A 14,093-nucleotide genomic window follows, 5' to 3' on the forward strand; every position below is an offset into this window, starting at 1 on the left:
TTAGAAGGCCTGGCGCAGTAATTAGCGGCATCAAGCTCGGCTGTGGTGCTGCTGTACGACTAGACTCAATGGCTGATTCAGCGCCGGCTGGGCTAGTGCTGTCAGCCGTAGTGGAAGGTTCATAGATCGAAGCAGGGATCGGCATTTTTTTGTAATCCCAGTAAAAGCCCGCACAGGGCGGGCTTGGAGGTCTTGGTGGATTTCTCAGGTTTTACGATGATCGACTTCATGATCTGGAAAGGAGTGGCCATCGTTATAGGTGCGGCCATTTACGGGTTCTGGCTGGGCCTTACTGGTCACTGAGAAGTTGCGGGGCAAGTAACGGAAGAACCTTGTTCGCCTTCTCGGCACCCAGTGAAAGCAAGCCGCGACCCTGACTCGGAGGGCGCGTAAGCAGGCCACGAACGGCTTTGCTATTCAGGGCCATATTCGCCCCTCTGCCTGCCGCAATGCCGCCGGCGACCACCAATGGGGCCACCGCGCCAGATCCTGCCCCTATCGCCCCAAGACCGCCAAGCATCAGGCGCTGCATAGCACCGTGCGGGCTTTCTCGCGATTTCAGGAATTGAGCGCTGATATCGGCCAGATCTTGTAGCTCTGGATTGCCGATGTTCTTCATGTTGGCCAGTCGAGCGACCGAGATATCGCCCTCGGCGCCGTTTTGAGCCAGCTTCTCCAGGTCAAGCATGGTTCCATATTGCCGGCGAACCTTGGCAAAATCAGCCGCCTCTTCTGGCTTCATTGAGCGGTTAAGCGCGCTCATCAATGACTTTTTAAGATCGCCCGCGTAGTAGGCTTGAGGCGTGTTATGGCCGCCAATGCGATCTAGCGTTCTTTTGATGTTGTAGGCAGCCTGGCCATCGATTTCGCCGTTCTGCACCTTGGCCATGATCTCGTCGATTTGCTTCTGAATGATCGCAGCCTGACCACTCTCCAAATCATTCGATGCTTGGTGTGCATGCTGCGCAAGTTCGTCAACAAACTGCTTATCGACCTTCACCTTGTTGTTTTGCAGAACGGTTTCAAACTTCGCCCCCAGATCTGCCCTGGCATTCCGCAACGCCATACCCACATCATCGGTGTCTTGGCCAATCGTGCGGCTCAGCGCTGTTTTCAGCTGGTCGTTCATCTTTGACAGCGTGCCAGTCCTGCCGCTGAAAGGCATGTATTCGAGCGAGGCGGCAAGGGCATTCATGGGTTTGCTTTTGACGATCCTGTCAGCAGGAATATCAATCCCGTAAATATCTTTCGCCTTGTTCGCAAGGTCGACAACCGCCGGCTTTACATCACCGCCGCGCACCGCTCGGCCTATAGCGCGAGTCGTGCTGCCAGCAACCGATGCGGCACCAGGGATCACGCCACCAACCATGGCCCCCATACCGGCATCTTGCGGATTAATCAGACCAGCCGATGCGCCGCCAGTGATCGCCCCGCCTGCGCTGCGTGTTGCCAGTGCAGGCAGGCCGGTCAAACCACCAACACGAAAGCCGCCAGAACCTATCGACTCAATCAGCGGGGCGATCTTGGCTGCACCAGGCAGCAATGCGGCACCTTTCGCCAATGCGCCACCCATGCCGCCAGTCCCGAGTATTTCGGTGCCGATCTTGCCGGCCTTGAAGGCCATGGAGTCAGGATTTGCGCCAATGGCTCGCAGCATCGAATCAAGATCAGTCCGACGTTGATTATTCGACTCCAGGGACAGGCCTTTGCCATTGAGGGCATCTTTGCCTATATCCCATGGCGCAAGGATGGTTGCTCCGATAGACCCAGCACCGCGTGCGCTGCCTGCCAGCAGGTTGCCTGTGTCCGCCATCAGCTCCTTCCCTGCATTAGCTGGCAGCTGAGGCAACGTCCCGCCGAACCGTCCTGCTTGGTGCGGAGCGGGCTGAACACCGCCGGATTGCTCCGGCAGCATGGCCTGTTGGGCAGGAGCGGTCTGGACAGGCTGATTTGGCTGCTGGGCGCTCATTGCAGGCGCGGCCTGCTGCGGGGCGGGTGCAGAGAACTCCTTGTTCAATTCAGCGAAAGGGTCGTCCTGCTGCTGTGATGGCGCAGCCTGGCTGAACTCTTTATTCAACTCGGCAAATGGGTCTGATTGCTGGGACATATTGGCTGTCACCTTCTGGATATAGTTGCGCGTCTCGGCTGGAGCGGCGTCCATGCCCTTGCGTTGGACGTTGCCAATGCCCCAGTTGTAAGCGGCCAATGCCCCGGGAACGCTGCCGGTCTGCTGCATCATGTCGGAGAGCATCTTGGCGGCAGCAGCGGCTGACTGCTGCAGGTTGTTGGGGTCATTCAGGCCGTATTGCTGGGCAGTGGCGGGCATGAACTGGAAGTGCCCTTGCGCGCCTTTCGGGGACTGCATGTTTTGGCCGCGACTCGACTCGGCAGACCAGACAGCATCCAGCAATCCGGACGGCAGCCTGTTCTTCTGCTCGAGCTGGGCGAAGAGGCCCATTACTGCTTACCTTGGTTCTGCCAGCGAGACATGACCGGATCAGCCCAGATCGACTGCTGAATTTTCCGGTATTGGGCATCAACCTCTGACAGGGGCATTCCTCGCTCCTGCGCGATTTTGATGGCCTTCTCGTAGTAATCGGCTTTTCTGATTGCAGAGTTATTCTTCGCCTGCGCCAAATCGAGGATGTATGCGTTGGCCATCGGCGTTTTTTCCAGAGAGGCGAATGTTTGCAGCGCCCTGGCTGCATCGCCCTCCGTTTGCGTGCCTTTGTTGTCCTGCAACTGTTTGTTGATTTGCGACATAGCCACTGACTGAAATTTCTGCGCGTTCGCGCCAAACAGTTGCGCGTTTTGTGGTGCAACCCCAAGGCCGGCAAGCACGTTGGCTGCCGCCGCTTTTGCGTCAGTCGCCCATCCGGTTTCAATCGGGATAGCCCTCATGGCGCTGATATTGCCGTTCATGTCCTGAGCGGATTTCCCGGAATCAAGGGTTGGGCGATACGAGTTGGTAATGAAGTCGTTATTCAGCCCTTTGGTGGCATCCTGAGCCACTGGATTGCGTCCGGCCATGTACCCGCCAGGCTGCCCAGGTGCGCCACCCTGCCCGGGCGCGGCACCACCTGCACCTGCGGCGACATTGAGTCGCGGAACGTAGTATTCGTTGCCGTCAGGGCCTACAACCTTCATTGGGTCGAGACTCGCGGCACCGCCCTGCTCTGCCTGTTTTTTCGCTACATCGAACGGGAACTGAGCGCCGGCCACTGCGTTGGCTTCCGCACCTTTGTAGCCAGCGTTGGCTGATGCCGCACCCGGTACCGGTATGGCCTGACCCTGCGCATTCATCGTTACGCCTTCTGCCATTTTCGGCATATGGGTCTGCTGGCCGGTGCGCGGGTCGATGTAATAGTTTCCGGCCTTGCGCTCCTGCGGGTTGTTGGCCTGCTTGTACAGATCCAGCAAGGTGCCGCCACCTTCCATGCCAAGCATCTGATAGGTCGTGATGTCATTCAGGGTAAGCGGGAATTGGCCCTGAGCCTGTCGGCCTTGTGGCATCCCTCCAGGCGCAGCGCTAGGTGTCGCCGGGGAACCTGGCACTTGGTAACCATCAGCACCGCCCATCTGAATAGGCGATTGACCGCCAAGCTGAGCAAATGGCTTGGCGCCATCGGGGCCAGCGGGAGGCTGCGTATTGCCTGGGCCTGCTACTGGAGTGCTGCCCGGCATGTGCTGTAGCAGCCACTCATCTTGCCTTTTTTTCTGCGCAAGATTGGCCTGAATTTGCTGCGCCTGCATGCCTCGATACTGGTCAGTGGTTTGGCGCTCCAGGGCATTGCTATAGCCATTCATGCCGGCCAATCCGGCAACGCCCAGGGTATTGACTGGAGCACCCCGGCGAGCGCCGGCCAGACCGCCAAAGGCAGCCGACAGAAGTCCCTGCCCTTCAGGGGTCTTTGCAAAATCGAGAAGCCCGGTCATGTCAGCCATATCAACCCCACAGGAATTGGTGTTGAGCCATCAACTGCTGACGGCGTGCGAGAGGAGGACGTCGGCCCTCGGTGCTTGTGGTGCGGCATTGATTCATGCGACGAAAACCTCGGTAGAGAGCAGAAGACGGCGTTCCGCTAGGGCGATCAACGCGGCATTTGCCTGTACGCTTCCGGAAATTGCCGCGATGCGCAGCCGTTCGTATGCGGCGGCAACCTCTGCGCGGGTTGGCCCGTTTTGGCGGCCCCGGATCTTGGTGCTTGTGCTCATCCTCATTCTCCAGTGTTAGGTTATAACCTAATACAGGCAGATTAGACCTTATCTGTATATTTGAACAGTTCTTTTCAGGTGTGCTTGAGTTGATACAGATACGCATAAAAAATCCCACCTGATCTATTGATCGGCAGGGCATTGAGGGAGACGGTTTTGTTGCAGTAAGTCGGAGGTAGGCAAAGTGATACATGGCTGAATTTTCAGCTCAGTCGCTCGGCCTCAGATGAGACCGAAAAGGCTCGATCCCACAGAGAGCGCTTCCAAGGCCAGTCTGCCAATTTCGCGACACGTTTTCGCAATCCGCAAAACGTGTCGCGTACCAAATGGGGTCATTCGCCAACTAGCCACGGGGCTGGTGGCATTTTCGGGTCGAACACTTCACCAGGCTCGAACAGGTCAGGTAGGTTTTCGGGGCATTCCTTAGTAATCCGGATGATTGCGGCATGGCAGGCGCGATAGAACGGGCCACCTTGTCCCCATTCACCGCCGTACTCCGTGGAGCTGTCCTCCAGCCGGTATTGGTAGACCACTCCACGAAGACTGGTGTCACCGTTCGTATGCGCCTGCTTGCGATGTACGGGGTTGACGCTCAGCAGATCGCACATAAGGTCAAAGCCCAGAGAGTCGGCCAGCCTTCCACGGTCGTACATCAGTGTTTGCCCCAAATCAGCCAGTACACGGCGCGCCGCACTGCGTTCATCCTCTCGGTGTTCTAGAGCTTTTTTCTCCAGGTCTGCGATGGCTTGCCGAGTGAATGGCAGGAACGCTTTCAACTTGCCCGCTTCACGGTGCATGACACGTCTTTCAGCACGGATGAAATCGAGCTGATGAGCAACGGCGCGACAAATACGCCGCTTGGCGATGAGTTTCGTGGCGGTGCTGGTGCCTGGTTTCAATGCGATGTCGCACAGGGCAATGACGAGGTTCTTCTTCATTGGTTTAACTCCATGGGTATGCGGTCGTAGATAGCGCGCAGATCGGCGCCAGCCAGGCAGTAACGAGCTGTCGGCGCGCAGCAGGCTCGACAGGTCATGATGTGATTCAGATATTGGTCGCGGGCGTGACGCCACCCGGGTGTGGCATTGGCGGCGTTGGTGTAAGTGCTTGCCGGTAATTGGGCGGAGTGCTCGACCAGCACCAAACGTGCATGATCCGTGGTGCGATTCACCATGGCCGGTTTTGCAGCATCAGCGAGGGTTGGCGGGATGTGATCGAGCAGGCCGGAAAGGAGGCTCATTGCTCCACCATGCCCGGATTACTCACATACACATGTTGCTGTGAATTCAAAAAGTGTGGCAACAGTGGCAACGGTGGCAACAGCCCCGTAAACCGGGGTCTCCAGCCGTGTCCGATGTTGCTATTTCGTTGCCACTCGGTTTTTTGTGGCAACGGTGATAACCAAATGTGAGATTTGTTGCGGGCTCTTATATTGAAACTGATGTGTGTGTTGCCACTTGTTGCCACTTTTTTTATAGGGTGGCAACGGCTGAGAGGCCCGCCCAGCAAGGCCGTTGCCACTGTTGCCACTGTTGCCACCAGTTCTAGGTTCCTATGAACTCGGGCAATCCGGGCAAATGGTGTTTGGGTGCCGTTCATAGGCCGCCCCCTTCCATGTCCATGGCCTCTGGGTCAACGACATACAGGCGAGATTGACCGCCACCGGGGAGACGATAGTTTTTGGTGCTGCGCTTGCGATCCGCGTCCCGCTTTGCCAGAACACCCGCGCCTTCAAGTGCCTTGATGACACGGTTCAAGCCATGACCATGTGCGGCCTCGGTCAGCGCGGACTTGTTGAACAGGTACAGCCGTTTACCCATGGATAGCTCCCAGTACCCGGCCCGGTTGAATACCCTGGTGTCAGGCGTCTGGTCGTTCACGTCGGAGAATCGGCTACTGCCGTGTTTGTCGATAAAGTCGAGGACACCGGAAAGGATCTGGCGGTCTTCGGCATTGCCGCTGCCCACCCGGCTCAGCCACTCGCCATACAACAACTGGCAGTCAGCCAAAGCGCTTCCCGGCGCCCAGGGCAACAGGCCGTAAGCGATGGCCATTTCCCCTGCCAATGCGATGACGGCGAAACGGTCGGCCACCCGTCCAGCCTGGGCGTTATCCTCGGTGAAGCTGGCGCGGATGCCGGCGAAGTCTTCCAGCAATCCGGGGCGGTCATCACTGGCGAGCAGCTTCTCCACGAAGGCTGGCCCGATGTGCCCATGGTGGGCGCCAACCGCCACGGTCAGCAGGCGGTGGAAGTCGGCGCCCGCAAGGCCGTGTAATTCATCAAAGGCGCGGTGGGTGCGAGTACCGGCGTTCACGTCCACCATGCGCAGCTCGGCGCCAGCGTGGGCCGCATTACCGCCGATGGCCGCGTGTTCAGACAGGGAGCGTTCGCCACTCGACAGCGCCAGCAGGCGCCATGACAGTTTGGCGCGTCCTTCCCGCTCACGGGTCATGGTGCCTTTACCTTGGCCGTTGGCGAGCGAGTAGGCCATTTCCTGTACGCGCTTGGGGTCGGCTCGCTTGATTTCATCCAGAGGCAGCATGGTGTCATTGCGGCCCGAGGCTTCAATCTCCAGACCGCCCTTGGTCATGTCCCACGATGCGGCAAAGATGCCGGGGTCACCCCACACGGATGAACCGATCAGTTGCGCCAAAGTCTTGCCGCTAGAGCTGTCGCCCACCAGGTGAACACCGCCACCCAAGACACCGACCAGACTCAGCAGCGGGCCAGCGAGGGCGCAGCCAATCGCCAGGGTCAGCACCGGATTGCCCTCGCACTTGGCGGCGACCTCGGCTTTCCATCCCGCCAGGTCGCCGCGCAGGCTGAACAGGTTCTGTCCCTTACCGCTGGCCTGATAACGCACCTTGTCGCTGCCAATGGTACGGCCTGGCAACACAAAGGCCCCCGACACATGCCAGCCCGGTCGGCAGGTGGTGGCGAACACCTCGGCAGGGCGTTGCTCAAGCAAATACTCCATGAACTGGCCGCGCTTCTTGAGGGCAATGATGACGCCCATGCCGAACAGTTGGCGCCTGGCGTCCTCGCCACTACCGCCGAACACCTCCATTGGAATGATCCATTCCTTGGTGCCGCTCTCGGTCACCAGGCGCAGGAAACGCCCCTCGCTACCGTCATCGCTATTGGTGGTGCGAGCGGCGACGGTCACGGGGGTGGCGATCCATTCGTCAGTGATCGGGCGGTCTGTTTTGTCGTCGTCGGCATCATCGTCGGCGGCACTGCGCTTGAAGCCGTGCCAGTACACGCCGGGGCGCAATCTGCGGCCTTTCTCATTCGTCACCCAGTGATCGTAAACACCCCAGCATGGGCGCTCAGGTTCAACCATGGGCGCTTCGGGGCGCAGGTTGATTACGTTGTTTTCAGGCGTGCGCATGGTCACGGCTCCAGATTGCTAAGTCGTTGAAGTCGGAGAGGGTTAACGGGGCATCAGCGGGCCACTCGGAAAACGTCACCAAGCCGCCACAGGCTGCGGCGGCGGCATTGGCGGCGGTGCGTCCGGGGTTGCCCTCGGTCATTCGGTCGTCGTCGCCGGCAACGATGATTTCGGTGGTGTGGTATTCAGCCCGAAGCGCCAGCGCCACCGGCTTGAGGTTCCCGGCATTCATGGCGCAGGCGACGGTGTAGCCGCTTTCGTGAAGCGTGGCCCCCGTGGCCCAGCCTTCGCAAATACACAGCGGCTTGCCGGGTGTGATACGCCCCATGGGCGAATAGCTGCCCTTGACCCGGCCCCCGGCCAAGAAACGCTTGCTGCCGTCCGGGGCGATGCGCTGCAGGTTGACCAGCACACCACCGGCATACAGCGGCACCAGTAACTCGTCATTGCGTTGGCGCAGGCTGTGGGAGCGAACGCCCTTAGCGATTAAATAGGCATGGTCAGGATCAGCGCGGCGAGCGTCACGCCACCAGCGTTGAGCAAGTGTTGCCGCGCTCAGTTGGCGCTGGCGTTGCTCGGCTTCGCGCTGCTGGCGGGCCTGCTCGATGCGCTGGCGCAGCTGTTCGGCTTCGCGGTGGTCGGCAGGTTCACGACAGCTCCAGGTGCTGGAGCCACCTGACTTCCAACTGCCGAACGCGCCCGACGCAATGCCGTCTAGATAGAGCACATACCAACCATTGAGCGAACCGGGCTTGTCGTCCGGAACGCGGAAACGGTGAATAGCACCATCAGGGATAGGCAACCAATCAAGCGGCCCATAGACCGACTGGAGCGCATCACGAAAAAGGATCGTCGCGTCTGTCATGCGGCCCCCTGTGGCGGTTCAAACCGTGCCAACACAGCGTTGAGCTTGGTGGTCGTCTTGCGCATTAGTGCGGCACGTTCACGATCTGGCTCGCTGTCACGCAATATCGTCAGGTCGTTGAAGATGCCGACCAGCAGGGCAAAGCTGTACGAATCGATATGCGGCGGCACGTCGTCACGCACGATGCTGGTGAATGGGTCGAACGGGATCACATCACCCATGGTTCACCTCCCGGCGATCAGCGCCAGCAAAGGCCCGACAGACCTGTCCGTTGTTCACGGCATGCCAGTGGGTAATGTCGTCGACGGCATCAACCAAACAGGCCGTCACCTGAGCCTCAGCACTACGCATAACTACGCGCCCGCACTCGGCGTCGGCTTCGGTCAGGAAGGGGCCCAGCAGTGCCTTGGGCACCTTTGGGTGAGTTACGTAAAACAGCTCAGTGGCTTTCTTCGGGCAAGCCGATCCCGTCAACGCTGAAGAGCGTTGTTGAAGGTTTTCCATCGTTTACTCCGCTGTCAGCAGCGCTAGGAGCCTGGCTCTAGCTAGTTCTTGATCGCTTTTTAAGCCCATGTACGGCGTTTTAAAAAAGTTCTGGCCGTACATGACGGCAAGCTTCCGATTTGGCATTTTTGCCTGGAGTGCTTGCAGTGCGCCGAGCGCCTCGACTTCATCAAGAAATGGGCCGCAGACACCGTAAGGAAGCCGATTCCCAGTAGGCATGCCTGGCAGGGGGACGCAGATGCTGAAGTACTTTTGGCGCGATATGCTGATGTCGTCAGTCGAGTCTTCTACATCTAGTTGGTGCGACCTAGAGTGGAATGCGCACAAGTGGTTTTCAGGAGCGTTGCGATTCAGAGCAATGTTCATTTCACACCTCCGACAGTTGGTTGACTGCGAGCGATGTGCTTCTGATAGCAAGGCCGAAAAATACGCTCCGGTAAGCCTGACATTGGCGTGGCGATTGTCGGAGCGTCTGGCGATGTGGCACCAGGCTCGCTCAGTAATTTTAGTTGAGGGCTTCTTCGCGGTTTTCATCGCTCCCCCCCATTCGACTCGATCATGCCTTCGAGCAGATCGGCCCAGGCCATCGCAGTGTGTTGTGCAATAACGGCAGCGACACGGGCGACGATGATCGGAGTGGTGGGCGAGGCAATAACGGCCATGGCCACGCTGAGCAGCACAAGGATTTCTTGCACGTCGCGCAGGTCTTCTAGGGAGCTATCGGTGGAATGAATGGAGGAGCTCATAAGGCACCGCCAAGACTCGACAGGTTTTCAGTGAGTCGGTCGAAGTCGCGCTCGGTGTCAGCCAGGTGGTTTTCGGATAGGAACAACCCAAGCTTGGACAGCGCAGCAGAATTGCGCCCTAAGGAGTACTCATGGTCGTCGCGGATTGCCGTCATGAGCGCGAACATCCAATCAGCGAACTCTCGGCCACAGTCCAGCTGGAAAACAGCCTCGTCTGCGACTTCTTTGTAGCTGGGTGCTTTGGCCTTGATGCTCATAGCACGCCTCCTTGAGATTCCAAGGTGCGGACGATTGCCATGTGGGCGTTGTAGCGGGCGAGGCGGACAGACAGGGACGAGTCGGCGCGGAGGGCGCTCAGAGCCATACGGCGGTGAGCAAGGGCGCGGATTTTGGACGGAATAAGGGCGTGCATAGGTGGAGCTCCAAGTTTCGATGGAACTGCCACTTTCGCGACCAAGCGAATGGGTGGCAGCTGTGCGTAGGTTGGTCGACCGGGAACTTGGAACCCGGCAGGGCCGAAGCCCTCCCACGCACAGCCGCCATAACACGTAACTGCGGGCACAAAAAAAGCGCCTGCAATCGTGATGGGGCGCCTATGCGCCAAGTTACTCGGGCGACCAAGCCCGGTCGCCAGCAATGTGGCGACAGCCGGACAATACATCTGGCCAACCTTAGATGCAACACCCTGTTTCAGTTTGAGCAGTGTCGATGCTGGGTGGGCGATGGTCTTCATGGGCGTACGCCCTCCAGCTCGATAGGCAACTTCAGCTGCTCTCTCAAGTGCTCTACATGCTGGTGGATGCCAGGCTTGTCATAGCGCCAATGGGCCAGCCGGCGACCGCTCTGGCTCGCTTCGTCCTTACGAGCCAGCAGCGTCTGGCAGGCGTGCCCATAGCGGGCTTCACGGAACGCCATAATCAGGCTCGACTTCAGCTCTACGACGCGATCAGTGTTGCGTGAGAGGGACAGCAGGAAATAGCACTGATCTTCGTTGAGCAGCACGAACCGTTCAGGCCTACCACCAGCAGTACCGGCGCCGGGTTTCTCCGTTTGAAACGGAACAACCCCAAACCGCTCAAACTTGCTGATGTACCGCTCGATCAGGCCAAGCGTGTTCTTGGGTTTAACGCCCAGTTGGTCGGCCAGTACACGGCTATCTGCGCGAGCCTCACCTTTAGATTGGGTCAAAACGATAGCGTTCATGCCGCCACCTTTACGCCAGGCTTAGCGATCAGGGTGTACACGGCCACGCCACGGTGGATGCGCCCCCATTCATCTGTAAGCGTTATCCGATTGGTGAGGATCTTGTAGCCGGCTGCCCGCAGATCGCAGATGCGCGCACCAGGGCGGCAGATGTTGAGCTCACGCATGATGGTGAACGTATCAATGTTGCCTTGCTCCATACGACCGGCAAGCCGATTGTTCTGCGCATTGTTGCTGGTGTCACTGATATCATTGCGGGGAGATGTTTCGTGGCTGGCCTGTTGGTCGGCCATTTTTTTTGTCTGCATTTTAGGCCACCTTGCGCAATGCGATGCGTTGACGAACCCAGCCTTGAACCTCAGCCAGCACGAAGCCAACCGGCGATCCGCGTGACTTGCTGTTGCTCAGCGATACCGGACGGGGAAAAGTCGGGTCGTCTTTGAGGCGCTTGTAGACGGTGGCACGGGCAAGGCCGGTGATGGCCTCCACCTCAGGAAAACGGATGATCGTGTTTGCAGGGTCGAACTGTGAAGCGCTGGCGGCTTCGATTTGGCGAATGTTGCTCATGTCTGTTTCCCGTTGTTGATGGCGACGGGAAACAGGTTCGCAACTTTGATGATGCTTGAGGACGACAAAGCACCCCCATTTTAGAGGTCCATCTCGTGCGGCAAGGTGAGGCTTTTGTTCGTCTTTAGTGTCGTCAGAACAAAGTCGAAATCGAGCCCTTTTCTGTCGGCGATCTTTTTCGCCCAGCATTCCCGTAAAGCATCCATTTCACTTTTTGCTAACCGTTCGATTGTTCTCATCTCCAAGGGCCTTTCTACGAACGATAGGCCCAACAGATGAAACACGGCTTTTTTATGGAATGATTTTTGATGGCTGTAGTTGATGCGCAACAATTCAGATGCCAACAATCTTGTTGGTAGATCTGCGTCGTTCCGCCTGCTGGTCGGGCTCTCCAGGATATACGGCTCATCTAACAGTTTGATTGCACTGCGTGTTCTCACTTTGTACTTCAGTTGCTCCTTGAGATCTTCCGGCATCCAATCAACTGCTACGAGCTGCTCAAATTCAAGCAGAAGCTCCTTCATTCGTTGGATGGTAGATGGCCCGTCTATTACTTCCCTGTGACGAGCCCCGGAGAGGTACCTGCTGAGCGCTCCAGCTATGCTGGATATATTTCTGAGATATCGACTTCCGTGAGTTGCAATTCTAGAGGCCACATATCCAGGTAAGTAGTTATGCTTGAAGCTACGCCGAATGTAATCTTCAAAAATCCCCCCCCAACTTCCCCAGTCAGACTGACTGTAACCAAGGGTTTTGATTGCCAGCTTGAATGCTGGCTCACTATCGAGCCAGGCTAGGCAAAAAATCCCATCTGCGCCTAGCGCTGCTTCGGTTTCCTCATCAAATGAAATAACGGAAAAGCTAACCAGATCAAGAATTTCAGCTTCGGTCGGCTGGGCATCCTTAAAGGTCAAAAACTTTTCCCGGAGCCGCTCCCCTAACGAACTCCTGAGAGTTTGCCCCGCTTTGGATAAGCGACCAAACTGATCTGCTGTTGGCGGATTGCTCACCGTTAATGCCCTCCGGCATTACTCAATAGATTGGCCAACCAGGCGGTTGAGTGTCCGTTTTTCACCCCGTCGGGCTAGGTTGGCCAAAACGCTTTATCTGTTCTGATACTGTGCATCTGAACAGTGATGGCTTTCAGTCTATATCTATCTACGCCGACAAAGGAAGGCCCGCATCAGGCCCGTTTGATCGACACCACATTGACGGCGTCAGCCCGGTGGGCAAAGTCATATGGTGTGATGTGTTTTTCCCGATTAGCATCCAGATAGTCGGCCCACCATTGCACCATCAGTCGGCGCGCTTCGATGTGTTCGGCCTTGTGGATGTATGCGGCACGTACGGTATTCCGCTCTTGGTGGCTCATCTGCCGCTCTACCGCATCCTTGCTCCACAGCCCCGACTCCACCAAGGCCGAACAGGCCATAGATCGGAAGCCGTGCCCGCACACATCGACCTTGGTGTCATACCCCATGCGGCGCAGCGCCTTGTTCACGGTGTTTTCGCTCATCGGCTTCCAGTGGTGGTGGTCGCCGGCAAAGACCAGATCGAAGCGCCCGGTCAATCCACGCACTTGATCGAGCGATGCCAGTACCTGACGGCTCAGTGGCACCAGGTGCGGAGTGCTCATCTTGGAGCCGCGATGCGAGCTCTTCACGCCCTCGATGGGCTGGCGCTCGCCGGGGATTTCCCACATCGAGCGAGCAGTGTCGATTTCCCCCCAGCGGGCAAAGCGCAGCTCGCTGGAGCGGATGAACACCAACAGGGTCAGTTGCACAGCGAGTTTCGTCAGCTGCCTCCCCGAATCGGCCTCAATGCGCTGCAACAGCTCAGGCAACCGATCCAAAGGTAACGCTGGGCGGTGAGCCGCCTTGCGGGTAGCAGTAGCCCCCTGAAGGTCAATTGCCGGATTACTGTCGATATGCCCATGCTGAACCGCCATGCGCATGATGCCGGTCATGTACTGGCGCAAGCGCCCTGCCGTCTCCAAGGTGTCGCGTTTCTCGACTGCCTTAAGTGGCACCATCAGATCGCGGGTCTTTAGCTCGGTCACTGGCCGCTCCCCTATTGCAGGGAGCAGATGCGTTTCAATGCGACGTAGCACCGTCGTCGCATGACCAGGTGACCACTTCCGGGAACAAGCGGCGTGCCACTCCAACGCCAATGCCTTGAACGTGTTGGCGCGGGCATTGGCCGCTTCAAACTTGGATTGCTTGGCGTGCTCGATGGGGTCTTGTCCGCGAGCCAAAAGCTCAAGAGCATCCGCTCGACGCTCCCGCGCAGCCTTGAGTCTTAAAGCTGGATAGTTGCCGAAGGTGGCCAGTCCAGACCTACCATCTGGCCTGGTGTACTTGAAGCGCCAGACTTTGGTACCGCTAGCTTTGACCAGCAGGAACAGGCCCTTACCGTCGAACAGGGTGTAATCCTTCTCTCTGGCCTTAGCGGCGTCGCACTTGGGGTCAGATAGGGGCGTAACGGTGCGGGCCATAGGTATACGTTTTCTCGTCGAACCGGAATACACCTAAACATATACCTAAAATAGGTATATGCCTAGAGGCAGATATAGGCAGCAATAAACAACAAAGCCCGCACTAG

General features: G+C 57.9%; 18 protein-coding genes. 1 reads left to right on the plus strand and 17 read right to left on the minus strand.

The window, feature by feature from the left end; all coding sequences use genetic code 11:
• Positions 1-289: 289 nt before the first annotated feature.
• Both PMI22_RS26650 and PMI22_RS26645 read right to left on the minus strand, forming a co-directional pair.
• Positions 290-2,458, minus strand: a complete 2,169-nt coding sequence (locus PMI22_RS26650) for a transglycosylase SLT domain-containing protein (RefSeq protein ID WP_007942846.1) — start codon at positions 2,456-2,458, stop codon at positions 290-292.
• Complete coding sequence (locus PMI22_RS26645) at positions 2,458-3,438, minus strand: hypothetical protein (RefSeq protein WP_157214390.1); 981 nt, start codon at positions 3,436-3,438, stop codon at positions 2,458-2,460. Before PMI22_RS26645 ends, PMI22_RS26650 begins: the two co-directional genes overlap by 1 nt.
• 267 nt (positions 3,439-3,705) lie before the next feature.
• On the opposite strand from PMI22_RS26645, the gene PMI22_RS31210 reads away from it, so the two are divergent.
• Complete coding sequence (locus tag PMI22_RS31210) at positions 3,706-4,086, plus strand: hypothetical protein (RefSeq protein ID WP_157214391.1); 381 nt, start codon at positions 3,706-3,708, stop codon at positions 4,084-4,086.
• A 461-nt stretch (positions 4,087-4,547) separates the two neighbouring features.
• Here the strand turns inward: PMI22_RS31210 and PMI22_RS26640 are convergent, their stop codons facing one another.
• The 15 genes from PMI22_RS26640 to PMI22_RS26575 form a co-directional block, all read right to left on the minus strand.
• A complete protein-coding gene (locus PMI22_RS26640) occupies positions 4,548-5,153 on the minus strand; it encodes a hypothetical protein (RefSeq protein ID WP_007942849.1) in 606 nt (201 codons plus the stop codon).
• Positions 5,150-5,455, minus strand: a complete 306-nt coding sequence (locus tag PMI22_RS26635) for a hypothetical protein (protein WP_007942851.1) — start codon at positions 5,453-5,455, stop codon at positions 5,150-5,152. Before PMI22_RS26635 ends, PMI22_RS26640 begins: the two co-directional genes overlap by 4 nt.
• Positions 5,452-5,814, minus strand: coding sequence for a hypothetical protein (locus PMI22_RS31215; RefSeq protein ID WP_157214392.1), 363 nt, complete (start codon positions 5,812-5,814; stop codon positions 5,452-5,454). Before PMI22_RS31215 ends, PMI22_RS26635 begins: the two co-directional genes overlap by 4 nt.
• Positions 5,811-7,607, minus strand: coding sequence for a DUF927 domain-containing protein (locus tag PMI22_RS26630; protein WP_007942853.1), 1,797 nt, complete (start codon positions 7,605-7,607; stop codon positions 5,811-5,813). Before PMI22_RS26630 ends, PMI22_RS31215 begins: the two co-directional genes overlap by 4 nt.
• Positions 7,594-8,472, minus strand: coding sequence for a toprim domain-containing protein (locus PMI22_RS26625; protein WP_007942854.1), 879 nt, complete (start codon positions 8,470-8,472; stop codon positions 7,594-7,596). The genes PMI22_RS26630 and PMI22_RS26625 overlap by 14 nt, the downstream gene beginning before the upstream one ends.
• Complete coding sequence (locus tag PMI22_RS26620) at positions 8,469-8,693, minus strand: hypothetical protein (RefSeq protein ID WP_007942855.1); 225 nt, start codon at positions 8,691-8,693, stop codon at positions 8,469-8,471. The genes PMI22_RS26625 and PMI22_RS26620 overlap by 4 nt, the downstream gene beginning before the upstream one ends.
• Positions 8,686-8,976, minus strand: coding sequence for a hypothetical protein (locus PMI22_RS26615; protein WP_007942856.1), 291 nt, complete (start codon positions 8,974-8,976; stop codon positions 8,686-8,688). The genes PMI22_RS26620 and PMI22_RS26615 overlap by 8 nt, the downstream gene beginning before the upstream one ends.
• A gap of 3 nt (positions 8,977-8,979) precedes the next feature.
• Positions 8,980-9,342, minus strand: coding sequence for a hypothetical protein (locus tag PMI22_RS26610; protein ID WP_007942857.1), 363 nt, complete (start codon positions 9,340-9,342; stop codon positions 8,980-8,982).
• Between the two features lie 164 nt (positions 9,343-9,506).
• Positions 9,507-9,722: a hypothetical protein gene (locus PMI22_RS26605; protein ID WP_007942858.1), complete on the minus strand. Its 216-nt coding sequence runs from the start codon at positions 9,720-9,722 to the stop codon at positions 9,507-9,509.
• Positions 9,719-9,979, minus strand: coding sequence for a hypothetical protein (locus PMI22_RS26600; RefSeq protein ID WP_007942860.1), 261 nt, complete (start codon positions 9,977-9,979; stop codon positions 9,719-9,721). Before PMI22_RS26600 ends, PMI22_RS26605 begins: the two co-directional genes overlap by 4 nt.
• Positions 9,980-10,451: 472 nt before the next feature.
• Positions 10,452-10,925: a Rha family transcriptional regulator gene (locus PMI22_RS26595; protein WP_007942862.1), complete on the minus strand. Its 474-nt coding sequence runs from the start codon at positions 10,923-10,925 to the stop codon at positions 10,452-10,454.
• The gene (locus PMI22_RS26590) at positions 10,922-11,233 is read right to left on the minus strand and encodes a helix-turn-helix domain-containing protein (protein WP_007942863.1); all 312 of its coding nucleotides are present in this window, start codon (positions 11,231-11,233) and stop codon (positions 10,922-10,924) included. The genes PMI22_RS26595 and PMI22_RS26590 overlap by 4 nt, the downstream gene beginning before the upstream one ends.
• 1 nt (position 11,234) lies before the next feature.
• The gene (locus tag PMI22_RS26585; RefSeq protein WP_007942864.1) at positions 11,235-11,492 is read right to left on the minus strand and encodes a helix-turn-helix transcriptional regulator; all 258 of its coding nucleotides are present in this window, start codon (positions 11,490-11,492) and stop codon (positions 11,235-11,237) included.
• 80 nt (positions 11,493-11,572) lie between these two features.
• Positions 11,573-12,502: a hypothetical protein gene (locus PMI22_RS26580; RefSeq protein ID WP_007942865.1), complete on the minus strand. Its 930-nt coding sequence runs from the start codon at positions 12,500-12,502 to the stop codon at positions 11,573-11,575.
• Positions 12,503-12,675: 173 nt separating this feature from the next.
• On the minus strand, positions 12,676-13,986 hold the full coding sequence (locus PMI22_RS26575; RefSeq protein WP_007942866.1) for a tyrosine-type recombinase/integrase: 1,311 nt from the start codon (positions 13,984-13,986) through the stop codon (positions 12,676-12,678).
• Positions 13,987-14,093: the final 107 nt, after the last annotated feature.

Source organism: Pseudomonas sp. GM21 (assembly GCF_000282215.1).
GTDB lineage: Bacteria > Pseudomonadota > Gammaproteobacteria > Pseudomonadales > Pseudomonadaceae > Aquipseudomonas.

Excerpts from the sequence above, each read along its gene's own strand:
- PMI22_RS26630 (WP_007942853.1), bottom strand. The coding sequence starts at position 7,607 with ATGCGCACGCCTGAAAACAACGTAATCAACCTGCGCCCCGAAGCGCCC.
- PMI22_RS26605 (WP_007942858.1), bottom strand. The coding sequence starts at position 9,722 with ATGAGCTCCTCCATTCATTCCACCGATAGCTCCCTAGAAGACCTGCGC.
- PMI22_RS26650 (WP_007942846.1), bottom strand. The coding sequence starts at position 2,458 with ATGGGCCTCTTCGCCCAGCTCGAGCAGAAGAACAGGCTGCCGTCCGGA.
- PMI22_RS26625 (WP_007942854.1), bottom strand. The coding sequence starts at position 8,472 with ATGACAGACGCGACGATCCTTTTTCGTGATGCGCTCCAGTCGGTCTAT.
- PMI22_RS26620 (WP_007942855.1), bottom strand. The coding sequence starts at position 8,693 with ATGGGTGATGTGATCCCGTTCGACCCATTCACCAGCATCGTGCGTGAC.
- PMI22_RS26645 (WP_157214390.1), bottom strand. The coding sequence starts at position 3,438 with ATGGAAGGTGGCGGCACCTTGCTGGATCTGTACAAGCAGGCCAACAAC.
- PMI22_RS26600 (WP_007942860.1), bottom strand. The coding sequence starts at position 9,979 with ATGAGCATCAAGGCCAAAGCACCCAGCTACAAAGAAGTCGCAGACGAG.
- PMI22_RS26590 (WP_007942863.1), bottom strand. The coding sequence starts at position 11,233 with ATGCAGACAAAAAAAATGGCCGACCAACAGGCCAGCCACGAAACATCT.
- PMI22_RS26575 (WP_007942866.1), bottom strand. The coding sequence starts at position 13,986 with ATGGCCCGCACCGTTACGCCCCTATCTGACCCCAAGTGCGACGCCGCT.
- PMI22_RS31215 (WP_157214392.1), bottom strand. The coding sequence starts at position 5,814 with ATGAACGGCACCCAAACACCATTTGCCCGGATTGCCCGAGTTCATAGG.
- PMI22_RS26640 (WP_007942849.1), bottom strand. The coding sequence starts at position 5,153 with ATGAAGAAGAACCTCGTCATTGCCCTGTGCGACATCGCATTGAAACCA.
- PMI22_RS26610 (WP_007942857.1), bottom strand. The coding sequence starts at position 9,342 with ATGAACATTGCTCTGAATCGCAACGCTCCTGAAAACCACTTGTGCGCA.
- PMI22_RS26585 (WP_007942864.1), bottom strand. The coding sequence starts at position 11,492 with ATGAGCAACATTCGCCAAATCGAAGCCGCCAGCGCTTCACAGTTCGAC.
- PMI22_RS26615 (WP_007942856.1), bottom strand. The coding sequence starts at position 8,976 with ATGGAAAACCTTCAACAACGCTCTTCAGCGTTGACGGGATCGGCTTGC.
- PMI22_RS26595 (WP_007942862.1), bottom strand. The coding sequence starts at position 10,925 with ATGAACGCTATCGTTTTGACCCAATCTAAAGGTGAGGCTCGCGCAGAT.
- PMI22_RS26635 (WP_007942851.1), bottom strand. The coding sequence starts at position 5,455 with ATGAGCCTCCTTTCCGGCCTGCTCGATCACATCCCGCCAACCCTCGCT.